This is a genomic window from Brooklawnia sp., from assembly GCF_032229645.1.
GTDB lineage: Bacteria > Actinomycetota > Actinomycetes > Propionibacteriales > Propionibacteriaceae > Brooklawnia.
Genome location: NZ_JAVTWX010000013.1, coordinates 1 through 17791, shown reverse-complemented (window position 1 = coordinate 17791; position 17791 = coordinate 1). Strand labels below are relative to the sequence as shown.

Genomic DNA, 17791 nt, shown 5'->3' with positions numbered 1-17791 from the left:
ACATCGCCCCTCCCGCGATCGTGTATCTATAGAGCCCGTCATGGGTTTTGGAACTCCACGACCGGCTCGAGGCCGGTCCAAGCCAGCAGATCGAGTAGAACCAGAGCCCGACACGGACCCCAGCCCGACACGATCCGCGTCCGCGGAGGCGATGGAAAGCCCGCTCGAATTCGTCAGGACGACGGCTGCAAACAACACGAACCCACAACACTCAACGCCCGATTCAGGGGTATTTGGTGCCCACTTCGACAGGAACGCCGAGAAGCCTTTGACACCCTTGCGACCAGCGGAATTGCCGTGTTAGGTTGCCGTCTGAGCCAACCAGCTCACCCCGGATGGTTACTCCTGAGAGGTAGGCCTGAGCCGTACCGATACCGCGTGCGTCTCGGGCCTTTCGAATCCCAGGACCGGGCCCGGTAGTACGCACTTGAGGAACTGCTATGGAGTCAAAAGTCGGGCAATCGTCCGCCGAACAAATCGTCACCAACTCTGGTGGCTCAGGGAACATCGAGAGTCTCACGCACTGCGCGACTCGCCTTCGCTTTCAGTTGAGAGACGCCTCGCTGATCGACCAAGCAGCTTTGGAGAAGGTCCCGGGCGTGATGGGCGTCGTTCCACAAAGCGGTAACCGTTTGCAGGTGGTCATCGGCGGCGCAGTGCAGTCGACGTTCGCCGACATCATGGCGCTGCCGTCCATGAAGTCGATCGGCAAGGGCACCTCATCGGATGCCGATGTCAAGGCTGCGGCCAGGGCCGGTGGCCCTCGCGGCAAGGTCGCCTGGCTGGACAGTTTCTTCGAGTACCTCTCCGACTCGTTCAGGCCGCTACTGGGCGTGCTGCTGGGCGCCTCGCTGATCATCGCCTTCGCGGCAGTTCTCGACGCTCTGGGCGTCGTCGACTTCCGTGCGACCGACAAGCCTGCGACCTGGGTCTTCGTCGACGCCATGTGGCGCGGCGTCTTCTACTTCCTGCCGATCATGGTCGCCTACAACGCCTCCAAGAAGCTGAACGTGGACCCCTGGGTCGGTGCCGCGATCATGGGTGCCCTGATGACGCCCGAATTCGTGAGCCTCAACGATCCGGAGCGCTTCCCCAGCACGGTCTGCACGATCAACCAGACTTTGGGCAGCCAGTCGTGTGTGGCCGATATCTTCGGGCTGCCGATGCAGTTGAACGACTACTCCGGCCAGGTCTTCGTCCCGCTGATTATGGTCGCAATACTCGGCCTGCTCTATAAGGGACTCAAGAAGATCTTCCCGGAGAACGTTCAGATGGTCTTCGTGCCGTTCTTCTCACTGGCCATCATGATCCCGCTGACCGCCTTCCTGATCGGCCCGCTGGGCATCTGGCTCGGCAACGGCCTGGGCAGCGGGCTGGCATGGCTGAACACCAACGTGCCATTCGTCTTCGCGCTGCTGATCCCGATGCTCTACCCCTTCCTCGTGCCGCTAGGTCTGCACTGGCCGCTGAACGCCTTGATGCTGATGAATATCAACACGCTTGGCTACGACTTCATCCAGGGTCCGATGGGCGCCTGGAACTTCGCCTGCTTCGGCGCCACCGCCGGCGTGCTCGTGCTGTCAATGCGCGACAAGGACGTTACGATGCGCCAGACCGCGACCGGCGCCCTCGCGGCCGGCCTGCTGGGCGGTATCTCGGAGCCGTCTCTCTACGGCATCCATCTGCGTTTCAAGCGGATCTACCCGCGGATGCTGATCGGCTGCTTCACCGGCGGCCTCGTGATCGCCGTTCTTGGTGCCCCGTTCGGCGGCGTGAAGACCTCCGCTTTCGCGTTCACCTCGCTGCTGACCATCCCGGTCTTCGACCCGATGTGGGTATACATCATCGCTATCGCTGCGGCCTTCATCGTTTCGATGGTCCTGATCATCATCTTCGACTACCGCACGCCGGAGCAGAAGGCTGAAGCCAAGGCAGAGCAGGAGCAGGCTGCAGCTGATTTGGCCGCCGAGGTCGCCGCGCCGGCCGCTGTCACTGCAGCCGCCGCTGGTGCAGCCGCTGCACCGATCACCCCGGCCGAGCCGACCAACGAGGTGATGGCTCCGGTCAGCGGGCAAATGGTGAGCCTTCAAGATGTCGACGACAAGGTCTTCGCGTCCGGTGCACTCGGCAAGGGCGTGGGCATCGTCCCCGCCGATGGACGCGTGGTCTCCCCGATCACCGGCACCATGGTCACGGTCGCCAAGACCGGGCATGCCTTCGGTATCAAGAGCGACGACGGCGTCGAGGTGCTGGTCCACATCGGCATCGACACCGTGCAGTTGAACGGGGACGGCTTCGATGTCGCCGTGCAGAAGAAGCAGCGAGTGAACGCCGGAGATCTGCTGGCGAACGTCAACCTGGACACCATCAAGCAGGCAGGTTTCGACACGACAGTCATCCTGACCGTCACCAACACTGCGGCGCTGGCGGCTGTCGCTCCGCACCCAGCGGCCAACGTTTCTGTCGGACAACCCGTCATCGATGTCGAGCATTGATAAGAATGAGTATTACGACGCACTTCGCAGCAGCCGGGATCGCTCTCACCGACGACAAGATCCCTCAGCAAAGGATGAAGATATGAGTACTAGTCCAGCCCATCAGGTCTTGCACGGTATCGGGGTTTCTGCGGGAACCGCCGCAGGACCCGCAGTTCTGGTCGTTCCCGCTCCCGGCGTGGACACGGCAGAACCGCCGAGCACCGACGCAGCGGCCGACGGCCAGCGGGTGCGTGAGGCGATGAAGGCCGTCTCTGCGGCATTGCTGGCCAAGGCCGATCGTGCCCCCGAGACGTCCAAGCCGATCCTCGAGGCGACCGCACAGTTGGCCAGCGATCGCGGTCTTGCCAAGTCGGTCGACAAGGAGCTCAAGAAGGGCACCGGCGTCACCCGGGCAGTGCACAACGCCGTCGAGGAGTACGCGGCGATGCTCACCAAGCTCGGCGGATACATGGCTGAGCGCGTCACCGACCTCTACGACGTCCGCGACCGGACGATCTGTGAGCTGCGCGGGATTCCGGCACCGGGCGTCCCGGATCTGGACACCCCGTCGATCCTGATCGCACGCGACCTCGCACCTGCCGAGACCGCCACCCTGTCGAGGGAAACGGTGCTGGGCATCATCACCGAGGCGGGCGGGCCGACCAGCCACACCGCCATCCTGGCCGCGCAGCTGGCCATCCCGGCCATCGTCCAGACCAAGGGCGTCGAGGTCATCGTCGCCGGCTGCGAGATCGCCCTCGACGGTGGCGTCGGAGAGGTCATCGTCTCGCCGACCGCCGACGAGGTCGAGCAGCTCGCCGAGCGCTCGCGGCGCCGTGCCGCCGCGCTCGCCGGGTCGAGCGGTGAGGGCGCTACCCGCGACGGTCACAAGGTGGCATTGCTGGCCAATATCGGCACCGCCGACGATGCCCGCAAAGCCGCGTCCTACGATCTGGAGGGTTCGGGCCTGTTCCGCACCGAGTTCCTCTTCCTGGAGCGCGATACAGCGCCCACGCTGGAGGATCAGACGAAGACCTACACCGAGGTGCTGGAAGCCTTCGGTGATCGCCGGGTCGTCGTCCGTACACTCGATGCCGGTGCCGACAAGCCGCTGGCATTCGCCAATCTCGGCGAGGAGGAGAACCCCGCACTGGGACGCCGTGGTCTTCGCCTGAGCATGGTTCGCGAGGACCTGCTCGATACGCAGCTGCAGGCTCTTGCGGCCGCCTACGAAGCGACCGGCAGCAAGTCCGATTTGCGTGTGATGGCGCCGATGGTGGCGACCCTCGACGAGGCGAAGTGGTTCGCCGCCAAGGTACGCCCGCTCGGGTTGCCGAAGGTGGGCATCATGGTCGAGATCCCGAGCGCGGCGATCATGGCCGACAAGCTGCTCTCGGTGGTCGATTTCGTCTCGATCGGCACCAACGACCTCTCGCAGTACACGATGGCGGCCGATCGCATGCAGGGCGCCCTGGCACCTCTGCTGAGCCCCTGGCAGCCTGCACTGCTGGCCATGGTGCGGAGCACCTGTCAGGGCGGACGCGCGACCGGCAAGACCGTGGGCGTCTGCGGCGAGGCCGGTGGCGATCCGTTGATGGCGCTGGTCCTGGTCGGACTGGGTGTCTCGTCGCTGTCGATGGCTCCGAGCAAGGTCGCCACGGTGCGTGCGGCGCTACGCCTGCACGACTTCTCCGTCTGCCAGCAGATGGCGGCCTTCGCGGTCGATGCACCGACCGCGGCCGACGCCAGGACTGCCGTGGAAAAGCTCATCGAGCCGGCGCTGCTCGATCTGCTGTGATCTGAGACCGCTCGAAGGTAAACGGGTGTGGTTTTTTGGTTCCTATGAACCATGAAACCACACCCGTTCTTGCATTCGGGCTAGTGACATTAGAACGGCATCCAACTTTCCCATAGCTAATCTCTTGGCCGTCTCGAAGTTCGGCAAAAACGATTGACCAATAGATCCTGGAGGCATTAGCCTCATCAGGTCACCTCCGTACGCAGACGTCCGAGGAAGGATCAGATGCCCGAGTCGCAACCCGCTTTCGATGTTCTCGAATTCTCTTCTCGCGCCCAACTGGGCGAAGGACCGGTCTGGGATGGCACGCAGTTGTACTGGGTGGACATCACGGGACGCAAGCTCAATTCGTCCGACTTGGGAGGAATCACCCGGACGATCGACCTGCCCCAAATGCCCGGCTTCGCGGTACCGGACGCCGACGGTGGCTGGCTCGCCGGGTTCCCGGATGGCTTGTGGCGCAGCAACTCCGAGGTCAACGAGTGGGAGCAGTTGTGGACCGCGCCTCACTCGCTCGAGACCCACCGACTCAACGACGGCAAGACCGATCCGGCCGGTCGGGTGTGGTTCGGATCGATGAGCTACGCCGAGGTCGATCCCGTATCGGCGCTGTACCGCTTCGACGGATCGACCGTGACCGAGCAACGATCCGGTGTCACCACATCGAATGGTCTCGACTGGTCGCCCGACCACCGCACGTTCTACTTCACCGACTCGGTGCCCCGCACGATCTGGGCCTACGACTACGACCTCGGCAGCGGCGAGATCGCCAACCCACGCCGCTTCGCGCAAGATCCGGACGACTATGTTCCCGACGGGGGCTGTATAGACGCCGATGGCTGCTTCTGGTCGTGTAAATGGAATGGCGGCCGCATTGTGAGATATACACCCGATGGAACAGTCGATCTCGTCTGGCATCTACCGGTTAACAACCCCACCAGCTGCGTATTCGTCGGACCGGCTCGTTCCGTTTTGGCAATCACCTCTGCGCAGTCCACAAACCGCGCACGCACCAGCGAATTCGACGGTGCGGTGCTACTGATTCAAACCGATACAACGGGGATCGCGATGACCCCGGCTCGGTACAACTAGGAGGAAAAATGGGTTATCAGTTCACCCGCCGGAACCTGCTGCAGGCAGGCTTGGCCGTGGGCATCGCCGGTGTCGCCGCGGGATGTTCGACCGCCGGCAGCGGCGGTTCGGGTAGCGGTTCAGCCTCGTCCGGTGCCAGTCATATGGTGGCGCCGGTCGACGGCAAGCTCGTCGTCGGTCTCGCCAATGGCTGGGCGGGCAACTCCTGGCGTTCGCAGATGGTCGCCGAGTTCAAATACGCGGCGGAGAACAAGTACGCCGATGACATCTCGCGCACCATCATCACCGACGCGAACCAGTCGGTCGACCAGCAGATCTCGCAAATCAACGACATGATCAGCGCGGGCGCCAACCTGATCCTGATCGACGCCACGAGTTCGTCGGCGCTCACCGGCGTCGTGCAACGTGCGCAGGAGGCGGGCATTCAGGTCGTTTCCTTCGACAATGCCGTGGAAAGCGAATACAACATCATCTGCAACACCAGCGCCGAGGAATTCGGCCAGATCGGCGGCGAGTGGCTGGCGGGCAAGCTGAGCAGCGGCGACGAGGTCTTCATGTTGGACGGTGTCTCGGGCACCCCGGTCGATGCCGGCCGCTCCGCCGCCGCGAAGGCCGCGCTCGAAGCCAAGGGCATCAAGATCGTCGGCAATGCGGCCGGTGACTGGGACCAGGCGAAGGCCCAGGCCGCTGCAGGCAACCTGCTCTCGGCTCATCCCAATGTCAAGGGCATCTACTCCCAGGGTGGTTCGATGACCTTGGGCGCCATCGAGGTGCTTGAGCAGCGCGGTATGACAGTTCTGCCGATTCCGGGCGAGGGTTACAACGGCTTCCTGAAGAGGTGGAAGGACCTGAGGGACTCCTCAGGTTGGGAGTCGATCGCTCCTTCGCAGGCGCCTTCGCTTTCCGTGACCGCTCTCGACTACGGCATCAAGGCACTCCGCGGCGAGGACCCCGGCCAGGCACCGGAGGTGAAGCTGGACGTCATCACTCAAGAGAACCTCGACGAGAATGTTCGTCCCGACATGTCCGACGCGATGTTCTTGCCCACGTCTTTGCCCGACGACGTCTTGAATGAACTCTTCGGCTGAGTCCATGACGCAAGCAACTCTCAATGCCGGTGGCGTCATTCTGACTGCCACCGGCATTGCCAAGTCATTCGGCGGAGTGCACGCACTCCGTGGCGTCGACCTGACCCTGCGCTCGCATTCGGTGTTGTCAATCGCGGGCGAGAACGGCGCAGGAAAGTCGACGCTGATCAAGACGCTGACCGGCGTGTACCAGCCTGACGAAGGCAGCGTCGTCATCGATGGCACCGAGCAGACGCTGAACCCTGCGCTGGCCAGGAGTCTGGGAATCGCCGCCGTCGCCCAGGAACTGTCGGTTCTCGATCATCAGTCGGTAGCCGAGAACATCTTCTTGGGACGCGAGCCGCGCGGCAGGTTCGGTCTCACCGACCGCAAGCTGGAGAAGCAACAGACGGTCGAACTACTCACCCGGTTGGGCCTCGACATCAGTCCCGACACGATGATCAGGGAACTGACGCTGGCGCAGAAGCAGATGGTGGAGATCGCCAAGGCGATGTCCACATCGCCGCGGATCCTGATCTTGGACGAGCCGACGTCTGGTCTGCGTGAGGGCGATGTCGAGACGCTGCTCAAGCTGATCCGTCAACTGCGAGATGAAGGTACCTCCATCGTTCTGGTGACCCACCGGATGAGCGAGATGTTCGAAGTCTCCAACGCGATCATGGTACTCAAGGATGGCAAGCATGTCGGCACCCGGCAGGCGACAGAGACGAACGAGGCAGAGATCGTCAAGCTGATGGTCGGACGCGATTTGGGTGGCGTCTATCCGGACAAGAACCCCGCACCGGCACAGGCGACAGTTCTTACCGCCACGGACTTCTCCGTTCCGGGGACCATGGTGCGAGATGTCTCGTTGGAGATCCCGCAGGGCAAACTCGTCGCGCTGGCGGGTCTGGCCGGACATGGCCAGAACGACCTGCTGGAAGGCCTTGCCGGGCTGCGTCCGTCCAAGGGAACTCTGACGATCGACGGACAGGCGATGCCTGCTTTCCGTTCGGTAGCCGCGGGCATCCGCCACGGAGTCGTCCTCATCCCCGAGGACCGCAAGTCGCAAGGCCTGGTGCTGCCGATGACCATCGGCCAGAATGTCTCGCTACCGACGGTCTCCCGCCGCGCGAAAGCCGGCTGGATCAGCAGCACCGCGGAAAAGGAGGTATCCGAGAAGGCCATCGCGGCAATGGAGATCCGGCCTGCCGATCCCGAGAAGATCGCCGGCCAACTCTCCGGCGGCAACCAGCAGAAGATCGTCATCGGCAAGTGGCTGGTCGCCGACCCCCGCGTGATCCTGTGCGCCGATCCCACTCGGGGTATCGACGTCGGAACCAAGCAGGAGATCTACAGTCTGCTACGCAGACTGACCCAGGACGGCATCGGTGTGCTCATGTTGTCGACCGATCTGACCGAGATCGTCGGCCTGGCCGACATCGTGCACGTGATGGCAGAGGGTCAGATCGTCCGCACCCTGACCGGCAGCCAGATCACCGAGGAAGCGATCACCGGAGCCGCATTCCAAGGCGTCGAGGAGAGCATCCAGGAGGAGACCGCATGAATGCGCTGAAACGCTTCGCTCACCGGGAACCTCCGGCGATGGCCGCCTTCGCCATCCTGGCGGTCGTCGCCATCGGGTGGATGCTCAACACACCGCGGCTGTCGATCTCGTCCATCGCGATCGTGATCGCCCAGACGCTGCCGCTGGCGATGGTGGCGTGCGGTATGGCAATCGTCATCTTCGGGAAGGGCATCGACCTGTCCTTGGGCACGATCCTCACCATCACCAATGTGATCATCGCGTATCTGGCAGGCAACGGCATGCCGGTGCTGCTGGCCGCGCTGATCGCCTTGCTGGTGAGCGTGCTGGTCGGGGCCGTCAATGGCGTGCTGGTTGCGTACCTGGGACTGCCACCCTTGGTCATCACGCTGGCGACGTCGTCCATGCTCGCCGGTATCGCGCTCTATGTGCTGCCCAAGCCGGGCGGCTCGGTGCCGCGCTGGTACTCGGATATCCCGCTGCTCTTGCTCGGTCCGATTCCGTTCTCGTTGGTGATGCTCATCGGTATTCCGCTGATTGTGTGGTATCCGATCCGCAGATCACGTCTGGGCACCGCGATCATGGCTGTCGGTGAGGACGAGTCGTCCGCCTTCACCTCCGGCATCAATGTGCGCGCAACCAGGGCGTTCACCCACATCATGGGCGCTGCTTTCGCGTCTTTCGGCGGCATGATCATGACGATGACCTCGGCGTCGGGCGATCCCAAGATCGGCGCTGACTTCACCATGAACGCCATCGCGGCAGCCGTCATCGGCGGCGCCCTACTCTCGGGCGGACGCGGCACTCTGGCGGGCGCGGTGGCAGGTGGCGTGACCTTGCGGCTGATCAGCAATCTGCTGTTCAGCCTGGGACTCAACGGCTACTGGCAGTACGTGGTCATCGGGACGATCTTGGTGCTGGCGCTCGGGGTGCCGTATCTCATCGGCCGGATCAGGGCGAATTCGCGCGCGGAAGTGAGGAGAGCAGCATGAGCAGTACCAGTACTGCCGATTTGAGTTCGAACGCGCCTGCCCCGGCTACTTCGAAGCGGCGCTCCTTCGCACTGCAGACCTTTGCACCGCACATCATCTTGCTGATCGTGCTGGCGGTGACGTTCATCGCGGCTCCGGGCTATCGGACGTCGACGCAGATCGCGAGCCTGTTGCAGCTGGCGGCTCTGCTCGGCATTGTCGCGATCGGCCAGAATCTGGCGATCCTGGTGGCAGGCATCGACCTGTCGGTGGGCGCCGTGATGACCTTCACCAACCTGGTGACTGCCCTGGTGATGGCCGGCTCGAACGCGAACATGCCGATAGCCATCGCCTTCACCCTGCTGATCGGCCTCGCCGTGGGGTTGCTCAACGGTCTCGGCATTGCCTTGCTCAAGGTGCCTGACATGGTGATGACGCTGGCCACCATGACTGTTCTGCTGGGTGCCGGATATCTGGTCACCGGCGGCGTGAACAAGGGCAATGCCAGCCCCGCGATCGTCAGCTTCATGCAGGCCAGGTTCGGTGGAGTCCTCACCGGTGGCGTCGTGCTCTGGGTGATTCTGGGCATCGGCATCATCCTGGTGCTGCGCAAGACGGTCTTTGGCACGCAGCTCTACGCGGTCGGCCTGAGCCGTCGCGCGGCTCAGGCCTCGGGGGTGCGGGTGCCTGTGGTGATCATCTCGATCTACGTGATCTCGGGGCTCATGTCGGCGCTCGCAGGACTGATGTTGACCGGGTACATCGGGTCGAGCTACTACGACCTCGGCGGCCCCTACCAGCTGAAGTCCATCGCGGCCGTCGTCATCGGCGGCACCAGCATCTTCGGCGGCGTCGGCGGCTACGGCGGCACCTTCTCCGGTGTGCTCACCATCACGGTGCTGCTGGCCTTCCTCCAGGTCGTCGGCCTGTCGGATGCCGGCCAGCAGATCGCCTACGGCGCCGTGCTGCTGCTGATGCTGATCCTCTTCGCGAGGCAGCAGCGCAAGAACTGAGGCCGGTAACTCACGATCCACAGCGGCTCGGGCACTTCGGTGTTCGAGCCGCTGCGGCACTCGTGGACGGGCGCGGCTCACAGCAGCTGCCGCCCAGCACAAGGCTCACAGCAGCTGCCGGAATGCCCAGCGGCTACCGAAATGTCGCGGTATTTCGGCAGCCGCTATCGCTTTCGGCAGCAGCTGTTGTTCCGGGGCCCCAACACTGCGGTAGCCGCTGCGGCCCTCGACAGCTGTTTCCGTTGCGCACGGCCACCCGATGAGCGTGGCCACTAGGCACGGCCGATACCGCCGCAGGGACGAACTGTAAGATTTACAGCTATTTACACTTCGCTTACAGTTCGCGAACACTTGCCGATGGGACGATCCGGTCGGCTCACCGCCCGGCCCGGCACTGCTACGCGCTTGCATCCGGGGCCGAAACCACCCTCGGGCCATCCTGCCCGTCCGGAGAACGCGCCGAGGGCAGCTCGCATCGAGAAAGCAGAGGAATAGGAGAACCGCTACTGCCGTGGTTGTCAGACGACCAGGTTTCATGACAGCCTGTTCATCTACACCGCGAATCGCCGAGCCGGCCATTCTCAGAGAGGAACTCTCTATGTTCAAGGGCGTACTAATCGAAAACGACGACGCGGGCTACCGAACAAACCTTGTCGACATCGATGAAGCACAGCTACCCGAAGGCGATGTCACCGTGAGGGTCGCCTACACCGGACTGAACTACAAAGATGCGCTGGCGATCACGGGACGCGGCAAGATCGCACGACAGTTCCCGATGATTCCCGGCGTCGATCTGGTCGGCGTCGTCCAGGAGAGTCTCCACCCCGCCTTCAAGCCGGGTGATCGGGTATTGCTCAACGGCTGGGGGGTTGGCGAGCGACACTGGGGCGGCATGGCGCAGAAGGCTCGGTTGAAGGGTGACTGGCTGGTACCGCTACCCACGCAGTTCTCCCCCAAACAGGCGATGGCCATCGGTACCGCCGGGTATACCGCGATGCTATGCGTGCTGGCTCTCGAAAAGCACGGAGTGAAGCCGCACAGCGGCGAGATAGTTGTTACCGGTGCCGCGGGAGGCGTGGGCAGCGTCGCGATCTCCGTGCTGTCCAAGCTGGGTTACTCCGTGGTCGCGGTCACCGGGCGACCGGAGGAAGCCGAATATGTCACCGCACTCGGCGCCGGCGAAGTGCTCGACCGCAGCGAATTCGATGGCCCGGGCAAGCCACTGGCCAAAGCGCGCTGGGCGGGCGCCATCGATGTCGTGGGTAGTCACACGCTGGCCAATATCTGCGCGACCACTGACTACCGCGGAGTCGTTACCGCCTGCGGCATGGCCGGCGGCATGGAGTTCCCCGCGTCCGTCGCACCCTTCATCTTGCGCGGAATCACCTTGGCAGGCATCGACAGCGTGATGTCCCCCAGAGACGAACGACTGGTCGCCTGGGAACGCCTCGGCACCGATCTCGACGCGACAAAGCTCGGGCTGATCACCAACAGCATCGGCTTGAACCAAGTCATTCCAACCGCAGAGCGGATGCTTGCCGGAGAACTCCGGGGCCGCGTCATCGTCGATGTCAACGAGGTCTGACCTGGCCGCCTCCACCTGCTTCAACCTGAAGCTCGCACCCGATAATCGGCTCTCAGCGTCTTACGGCCTCATGCCTACGACCGACCGCTCCACTTGGCGGTGGCCGGCCGTTGCACTATGCCCTGGCTTGGCTCAACAGAGTCACCGCGCCGACCCCAGCACCCCTGTCAGACAATCTGCGTTAGGATAAAACAGTGACAAGCGAAGCCCGAACCATCCCTGAATGGAATCAACAGCCGCTCGCGACGCCGCAACACGGGCCTGCTCAGGTCACCACGCTTTCCAGGAAAGCCGCCGCCGGACGCGAAATCCGTCGAGCCGTTGCCATGGGCTACCTCAAGCCCGGAGACAAAGTCACCGAAGCACAACTTGCATCCGATCTAGGAGTGAGCCGACCAACTGTACGCGAAGCACTCAATCAGCTCACCGGCGAAGGTCTCATCGTCCAGGAGCCCTATCGGGGCTTCCGGATCGCCGAGGTCAACAACGATCAACTCCGCGATATTGCCGCCACCAGAGTCGGGCTGGACATGCTCGCGATCGACGCCATCCTCGCCGACCCCACCGGCTGGCGCATGGCCATCGTCCAGGAAGGCTGGGATCGTTTCAGCCAGGCCGCATACGATCCCGACCCCATAGCGCAGCTTGAGGCCCATCTGACCTTCCACGGCCAGATCTGGGTGGCCTCCGAGAACTATCTGCTCATCAATCTCTGGCCGGTCACCAAGGCCCACATCACGATCGCGCTGGCCGCCGACCAGCGCACGCGATCCGATCCGGAACGCGCCTACAGACTCCACGCCGAGTTGATGGACGCCATCTTGACTCGGGATCGCGACGCCATTCACCAAGCATTCGTCACACACACCATAGATAGCGCAGAAGAACTCATCTCGATCTTGGCCGAGGAAGGAAGCACGTCATGAAGGTACTAGTCATCGGAGCGAGCGGACACGTGGGACGCGCGGCAGTCGCCGCACTGACCGCCGCAAACCACGAAGTCATCGCGGCGAGCCGCAGCACGACCCCATCAGTGGATGTCACCGATCCCGCTTCGATCGAGAAGCTCTTCGAGCAAGTGGGCCGGTTGGACGCTGTCGCCGTCGCCCTCGGGGATGTTCCTTTCAAGCCGTTGGCAGAGCTCAGCCGCGAGGACTACATCGCCGGCTTCAACGGCAAGGCGCTCTGCCAGCTCGATGTCGTGCGTATCGGAACGCCGTTCGTTCGCGATGGCGGCTCCTTCACACTGACCACGGGCATCCTCGCTCGCGAACCCATCTTCACCGGGGCCGCGGCATCAATGGCCAACGGCGCCCTGGAGTCGTTTGTTCTCGCGGCTGCAGTCGAGCTGCCTCGCGGCATCCGGATCAACGCGGTCAGCCCGTCGGTTCTGGCCGAAGCCGAGGGCTATCACAGCTCCTTCCCCGGATTCGGTCAGGTGCCTTCCGCCGTTGCAGGACGGGCCTTCGTGAAATCCGTCGACGGCGTGCAGACCGGCAAGGTCATCGCTCTCGAAGGAGAGTAGTCGGATAGATACCAACCCTGGCCAGTGCTCCTGCTCAACACGTTTGCGTAAGATTGTCTGACAGTCTTCTTTAGGTAAAGAAGACTGCCGAATGATCCCACAACGCGGAAGGAATACGGAGCATGGATCTAGGAATCAACGGCATAGGCGTTTTGGTGACCGGTGCCAGCGGCGGCATCGGAAGCACGATCGCCCGCGCTCTGGCAGCCGAGGGCGCGATGGTGGCAGTCCACTATTTCCGGAACCAGGCAAAGGCCGAGGAGTTGGCCACCGAGATCGGCGGCTACGCCGTCCGAGGCGATCTCAGCGACCCGGCAGAAGCGGCTAGTGTCATAGCACGGGCCGTGGCCGCGATCGGCAAGCTCGACCTCTGCGTAGCCAATACCGGCGGCTGGTCGGACGAGTCGCTTCCGATCTGGGAGATCTCCCCGGAGCGGTTCGAGCACACCATCAAGGAAAATCTCACCGCTACTTTCTTGACCTGCCGCGAGTATCTGCGTCACGTGCGAGCCACCGGGACCGGAGACATCGTGCTGGTCTCCTCCATCAGCGCATCGATCGGCGAAGCAGGAAATTCCGACTACGCCGCGGCCAAGGCGGCGTTGTCATTCGGTTTCGCCCGCACGCTGAAGAATGAGATCGTACGGATCGCGCCGCGAGGCCGGGTCAACGTCGTCGCCCCGGGCTGGACCCTCACCGATCGTGTCAGCGACATGCTCGACCCCGAATCCGTTCAGCAGGCCACTGCGACTCGGCCACTGAAACGACTGAGCACACCACAGGACGTAGCCAAGGTCGTCGTCTGGCTTGCCTCACCAACCGCATCAGGAATGTGCACCGGCCAGATCGTCGAGGTCGCCGGTGGTATGGAGGGCCGGATCGTCGATATGGCCGACCGAACTCAGGCAACCGAGCAACCGGAGAGCGTCCACACCTAGCCCAAATCGAAAGACCGACGGCGCGCAGCCTGACCTCAGACGGCCAATGCCTGCGCAGCCGCGGACCACTTCAGCAGCAGTCACATCCCGAACGCCAATGGATCTGATCGTCAGACAATCTTGGGCGAAGTGTTGCGTCCGGCAGTGCGTGCTGATAGCGTCGTAGCAAGCAGATTGTCTGGCAGTCTGACAAAGAGGTTTGAGTTGCCAATGCGTATGACGTCATTCGTCTCCTACCCAGGAGGGGTGCCGAGCACGGTCAGTGTTGCGTCGTGTTCTCAGCCCCCACGCTTCTGGCCGACAGCGTGATCGGTCGGCTTTGGCGAGGAATGGCGACAGCTCTACCCAGCATCACGACGGGCTTGACTCGAGAGGGAAACCACATGCATGTTGTAGTTATCGGTGGCGGCATTATAGGCCTGACCACCGCCTACCATTTGGTCAAAGAGGGCGCCTCTGTCACCCTCGTCGACGCGCGGGAAACAGGTCTGGGAGCAACCGATACCAATGCAGGTTGGTTAGTGCCTGCCGATAGCGCACCTTTGACCGGCCCCACGGTTATCTGGCCCGTCATGAAATGGATGCTGCAGCCCGATAGCCCAGTCTATATCAAGCCCACTGTCAAGCCCGATGAACTGGCCTTCTTACTCAGGATGCTGAGCACCTGCACATCCAGGGCTCAGCGTGCAGGCTTCGCAGCGAACCTCGACTTCACCAGAAATACTCTGAGGTTCTTCGACGAATATCGCGCTGACGGCATGGATTTCCAGCTGGAGTCGCAAGGCCTGTTGCTCGCCTATAAGGATAAGGCGAACTTTGAAGGTCTTGCGTTACTGTTGTACCGCGAATTGCTGGAGCGTTACGGCCGGGCACCGACAATGCTCGTCGGTGATGCCGTTCGCGAATTCGAGCCACATCTGGCGGACAGCGTCTACGGCGGCTGGTATTTCCCGAAGGAGCGCGCGGTCGATCCGCGGGCGCTGGCCGGAGCGCTGCACAAGCGCCTAGTGGAACTGGGCGTCGAAATCGTGGAGAAAGCCCCGATCGACCGGGTCGATATGGTTGATGGCCGGGTGCGCTCCGTCGCCTCGGGGCGCAAGGTCTTCACTGCGGACAATTATGTGCTGGCCGCGGGGGCCTGGAGCGGACAGGTGTCGCAGAAGTTCGGTTTGGACCTGCCGATCCGCGCGGGCAAGGGTTATGCCGTTGACCTCGAGCCGATGGACCTGCGCTGCAGCATCAACCTGGGTGACGCAAATGTCGCTATCGCCTCGCTGAATGACCGGCTGCGGGCTTGCGGCACGATGGAGATCGCCGGGCTGGACGAGGAGATCAACCAGATTCGCGTCGATGCGATCTTGCGCGCGCCGGGCGAATACTTCCGCGATTTCGTGCCTCCGCGAGTGATGCCCACCGCAATGGCCGGGATGCGCCCGATGTCGGCGGACAACCTGCCGATCATCGGCCGTCTGGGCACCCTGCGCAACGCGTTCGTGGGCACCGGTCACGCCATGTTCGGCATGACCCAGGCCCCGGCAACTGCGGAGGCTCTGACCAGACTCATCGTGCACGACGAATTCTCGCCGGTACTCAGGCCATATGCCTCAACACGCTTCCACGGCGGACGCTGATCAAACCCATCTAGGTATACCTATCAGGAGGAATGAATTCAATGTCAACTCGCAAGAACGCCAACCTGCACGGGCTAATGGCCGCCGTGCCGACCCCCTTCACCGCTGACGGCAGCGCCGTTGACGAAGCCGCCGTAGGTACCCAGGTCGAGCGGTGGGTCGCGGCCGGCTTGCACGGCATAGTGCCGACCGGGACCACCGGAGAGTTCACCAATCTGACCACCGACGAGTACCGTCAGATAGTCAAGGCCTATGTGGACGCTGCTGCCGGACGCCTCAAGGTGATCATCGGTGTTGGTTCGGTATCCACCCCGGGTGCCCTCGAGCAAGCCAAGTTCGCCGAAGAGGCCGGGGCTGACGCCATCATGGTCGTGCCGCCGTTCTATGATCCGCTGTCCTTCGACGAGCTCAAGGCATTCTTGGCCGACGTTGCAGCGGCAGTCGATCTGCAAATCGTGTACTACAACGTGCCGGGAGCCACCGGGCTTCGCCTCGAGACATCTCAACTCGCCGAACTCGGTAGCATTGACGGCGTCGACTACCTCAAAGACACCTCGGGCGACATGGTCGGTCAGGTAGAGCTCCTCACCGTTCACGCCGATAAGATCACCGCGTTCAACGGCTGGGACACTCTCACCTTCTGCAGCATGGCCAGCGGGGCCAAAGGCGCGGTCTGGGGCGTTGCCTCAATCGTTCCCGAGAAGGCCGTCGAGCTTTGGAACACCATCGCGGTGGCGAAAGATCTCGACAAGGCACGCGAGTTGTGGGGACCACTGTGGAAACTCTGCGACTTCCTGGAAGCCGGAAACTACGTCGCCGGAATCAAGGCCGCGCTCGAGATCATCGGCCAACCAGTCGGTCAGCCGCGCAAGCCAATTCTTCCCGTCGATGACGCCCGGCGCGCCGAGCTCACCGAGATTCTCAAAGAACTGGGCGCCGCGTAACCCGCTACAGCCCACTGTCCACGAGCCGGGGGTGTTGCCAGCAGTCGGTCGCTGGCGACACCCCCAATCGCGCTGTCCCCCATTGAATCGAGTCGTGACGGTGATGGTCACGACTACTCGAATAGGAGAGATAATGAGCCAGTCCAGCACCGACAGACGAGAATTCGGATACATCACCAGCGACGAGCGGTCCAGCCAATGGGTGTGCATGCCCAAGGGGCAGAACATCTCCGGCTACAACATGGGCATCATCTACATCGAGAACGTCTGGTATCCAATGGTTCCGGGAAATGTCGTCAATGCCCACACCTATGACTTCCCGGTGCGGATGAAGGCTGTGCGCGGCCTCGACACCCCCAAACTGCATGCAGCCGCGCCTGAAGCATGGGATGCGATCTTGGAAGCAGCGATGGAGCTTCGCAAGGAGGGAGTTCGCGCGATCTCGGGGGCCTGCGGCTTCTTCGGGCACTTCCAATCGCAACTCGCGGACGTACTCGATATTCCGGTGGCCCTGTCGAGCCTCGTCCAGATTCCCTGGATAGAAAGCAGCATCAGCAGGAGGAGCCGAATCGGAGTGCTCACTGCAAACGCGGTCGCCGTAACCCCGCAGCTTCTCGAGAACTGCGGGATAAGCGATGCCGACCGGCTGGCTATCAAGGACCTGCGTCATGCCCCGCACTTCTCGGCAATCATGGAGGACCGCGGATGTTTCGACAACACTCAAGTGCGGATGGAAGTTGTCGCGGCCGCTGAGGAATTGGTTCGCGACAATCCCGATGTCAGCGCCATCTGTCTCGAGTGCAGCGACATGCCACCCTATGCCTATGCGGTACAACGGGCTGTGCAGCTGCCGGTCTTCGACTTCACGACCATGATCCGTTGGCTGAACAACTCCGTGAGTGCCAAGCCATACGCAGGTTGGATCTAATTGAGTCGGTCATCCCGCGCGCGCAACAAGGCCGCGCCGGATGACCGCTTTTTCGTCGGGGCAGATACTAGGCCGAGTCTGCGCAAGCTCCACCACGTGAGATTGAACAGCGCCACTGTTCCACCCGCGGTGGTCTGCACCATGGTGCCGTGTTCATCGACCAAGCAGGCCCAGCTGAACCACAGCACCGCAGCCAGCGCGGTAGCGATCAGGTACCCGGGCGCGACGCCCTGAACCGACTCAGAGCGCACCAACCGAATGCTCTGTCCACCGTTC

General features: G+C 62.8%; 15 protein-coding genes. 14 read left to right on the top strand and 1 reads right to left on the bottom strand.

Features of this window, described 5'->3' with window-relative positions; genetic code table 11:
• Positions 1-440: 440 nt before the first annotated feature.
• The 14 genes from AAFP05_RS00710 to AAFP05_RS00645 all read left to right on the top strand — a co-directional run bounded on the left by AAFP05_RS00710 (position 441) and on the right by AAFP05_RS00645 (position 17515).
• Positions 441-2495: a glucose PTS transporter subunit IIA gene (locus AAFP05_RS00710; RefSeq protein ID WP_341727931.1), complete on the top strand. Its 2055-nt coding sequence runs from the start codon at positions 441-443 to the stop codon at positions 2493-2495.
• Positions 2496-2577: 82 nt separating this feature from the next.
• Positions 2578-4275, top strand: coding sequence for a phosphoenolpyruvate--protein phosphotransferase (ptsP, locus tag AAFP05_RS00705; RefSeq protein ID WP_341727930.1), 1698 nt, complete (start codon positions 2578-2580; stop codon positions 4273-4275).
• A gap of 225 nt (positions 4276-4500) precedes the next feature.
• Positions 4501-5367, top strand: coding sequence for an SMP-30/gluconolactonase/LRE family protein (locus AAFP05_RS00700; protein WP_341727929.1), 867 nt, complete (start codon positions 4501-4503; stop codon positions 5365-5367).
• An 8-nt stretch (positions 5368-5375) separates the two neighbouring features.
• A complete protein-coding gene (locus AAFP05_RS00695; protein ID WP_341727928.1) occupies positions 5376-6455 on the top strand; it encodes a substrate-binding domain-containing protein in 1080 nt (359 codons plus the stop codon).
• Between the two features lie 4 nt (positions 6456-6459).
• Complete coding sequence (locus AAFP05_RS00690) at positions 6460-8001, top strand: sugar ABC transporter ATP-binding protein (RefSeq protein WP_341727927.1); 1542 nt, start codon at positions 6460-6462, stop codon at positions 7999-8001.
• Complete coding sequence (locus tag AAFP05_RS00685; RefSeq protein ID WP_341727926.1) at positions 7998-8972, top strand: ABC transporter permease; 975 nt, start codon at positions 7998-8000, stop codon at positions 8970-8972. The genes AAFP05_RS00690 and AAFP05_RS00685 overlap by 4 nt, the downstream gene beginning before the upstream one ends.
• Positions 8969-9964, top strand: a complete 996-nt coding sequence (locus AAFP05_RS00680) for an ABC transporter permease (protein WP_341727925.1) — start codon at positions 8969-8971, stop codon at positions 9962-9964. The genes AAFP05_RS00685 and AAFP05_RS00680 overlap by 4 nt, the downstream gene beginning before the upstream one ends.
• A 598-nt stretch (positions 9965-10562) precedes the next feature.
• A complete protein-coding gene (locus tag AAFP05_RS00675) occupies positions 10563-11549 on the top strand; it encodes an MDR family oxidoreductase (RefSeq protein WP_341727924.1) in 987 nt (328 codons plus the stop codon).
• A 194-nt stretch (positions 11550-11743) separates the two neighbouring features.
• Positions 11744-12475 (top strand): GntR family transcriptional regulator, encoded by a 732-nt coding sequence (locus AAFP05_RS00670; protein WP_341727923.1) that lies wholly within the window; start codon positions 11744-11746, stop codon positions 12473-12475.
• Positions 12472-13074, top strand: a complete 603-nt coding sequence (locus AAFP05_RS00665) for a short chain dehydrogenase (protein WP_341727922.1) — start codon at positions 12472-12474, stop codon at positions 13072-13074. Before AAFP05_RS00670 ends, AAFP05_RS00665 begins: the two co-directional genes overlap by 4 nt.
• A gap of 122 nt (positions 13075-13196) precedes the next feature.
• On the top strand, positions 13197-14012 hold the full coding sequence (locus AAFP05_RS00660) for an SDR family NAD(P)-dependent oxidoreductase (RefSeq protein WP_341727921.1): 816 nt from the start codon (positions 13197-13199) through the stop codon (positions 14010-14012).
• A 272-nt stretch (positions 14013-14284) separates the two neighbouring features.
• A complete protein-coding gene (locus AAFP05_RS00655) occupies positions 14285-15643 on the top strand; it encodes an FAD-dependent oxidoreductase (RefSeq protein ID WP_341727920.1) in 1359 nt (452 codons plus the stop codon).
• 41 nt (positions 15644-15684) lie between these two features.
• Positions 15685-16587, top strand: coding sequence for a dihydrodipicolinate synthase family protein (locus AAFP05_RS00650; protein WP_341727919.1), 903 nt, complete (start codon positions 15685-15687; stop codon positions 16585-16587).
• A gap of 133 nt (positions 16588-16720) precedes the next feature.
• Positions 16721-17515 (top strand): aspartate/glutamate racemase family protein, encoded by a 795-nt coding sequence (locus AAFP05_RS00645; protein ID WP_341727918.1) that lies wholly within the window; start codon positions 16721-16723, stop codon positions 17513-17515.
• Here AAFP05_RS00645 and AAFP05_RS00640 read toward each other — a convergent pair.
• On the bottom strand, positions 17512-17791 hold a 280-nt coding region (locus AAFP05_RS00640; RefSeq protein ID WP_341727917.1), incomplete at its 5' end, for a hypothetical protein. The genes AAFP05_RS00645 and AAFP05_RS00640 overlap by 4 nt on opposite strands.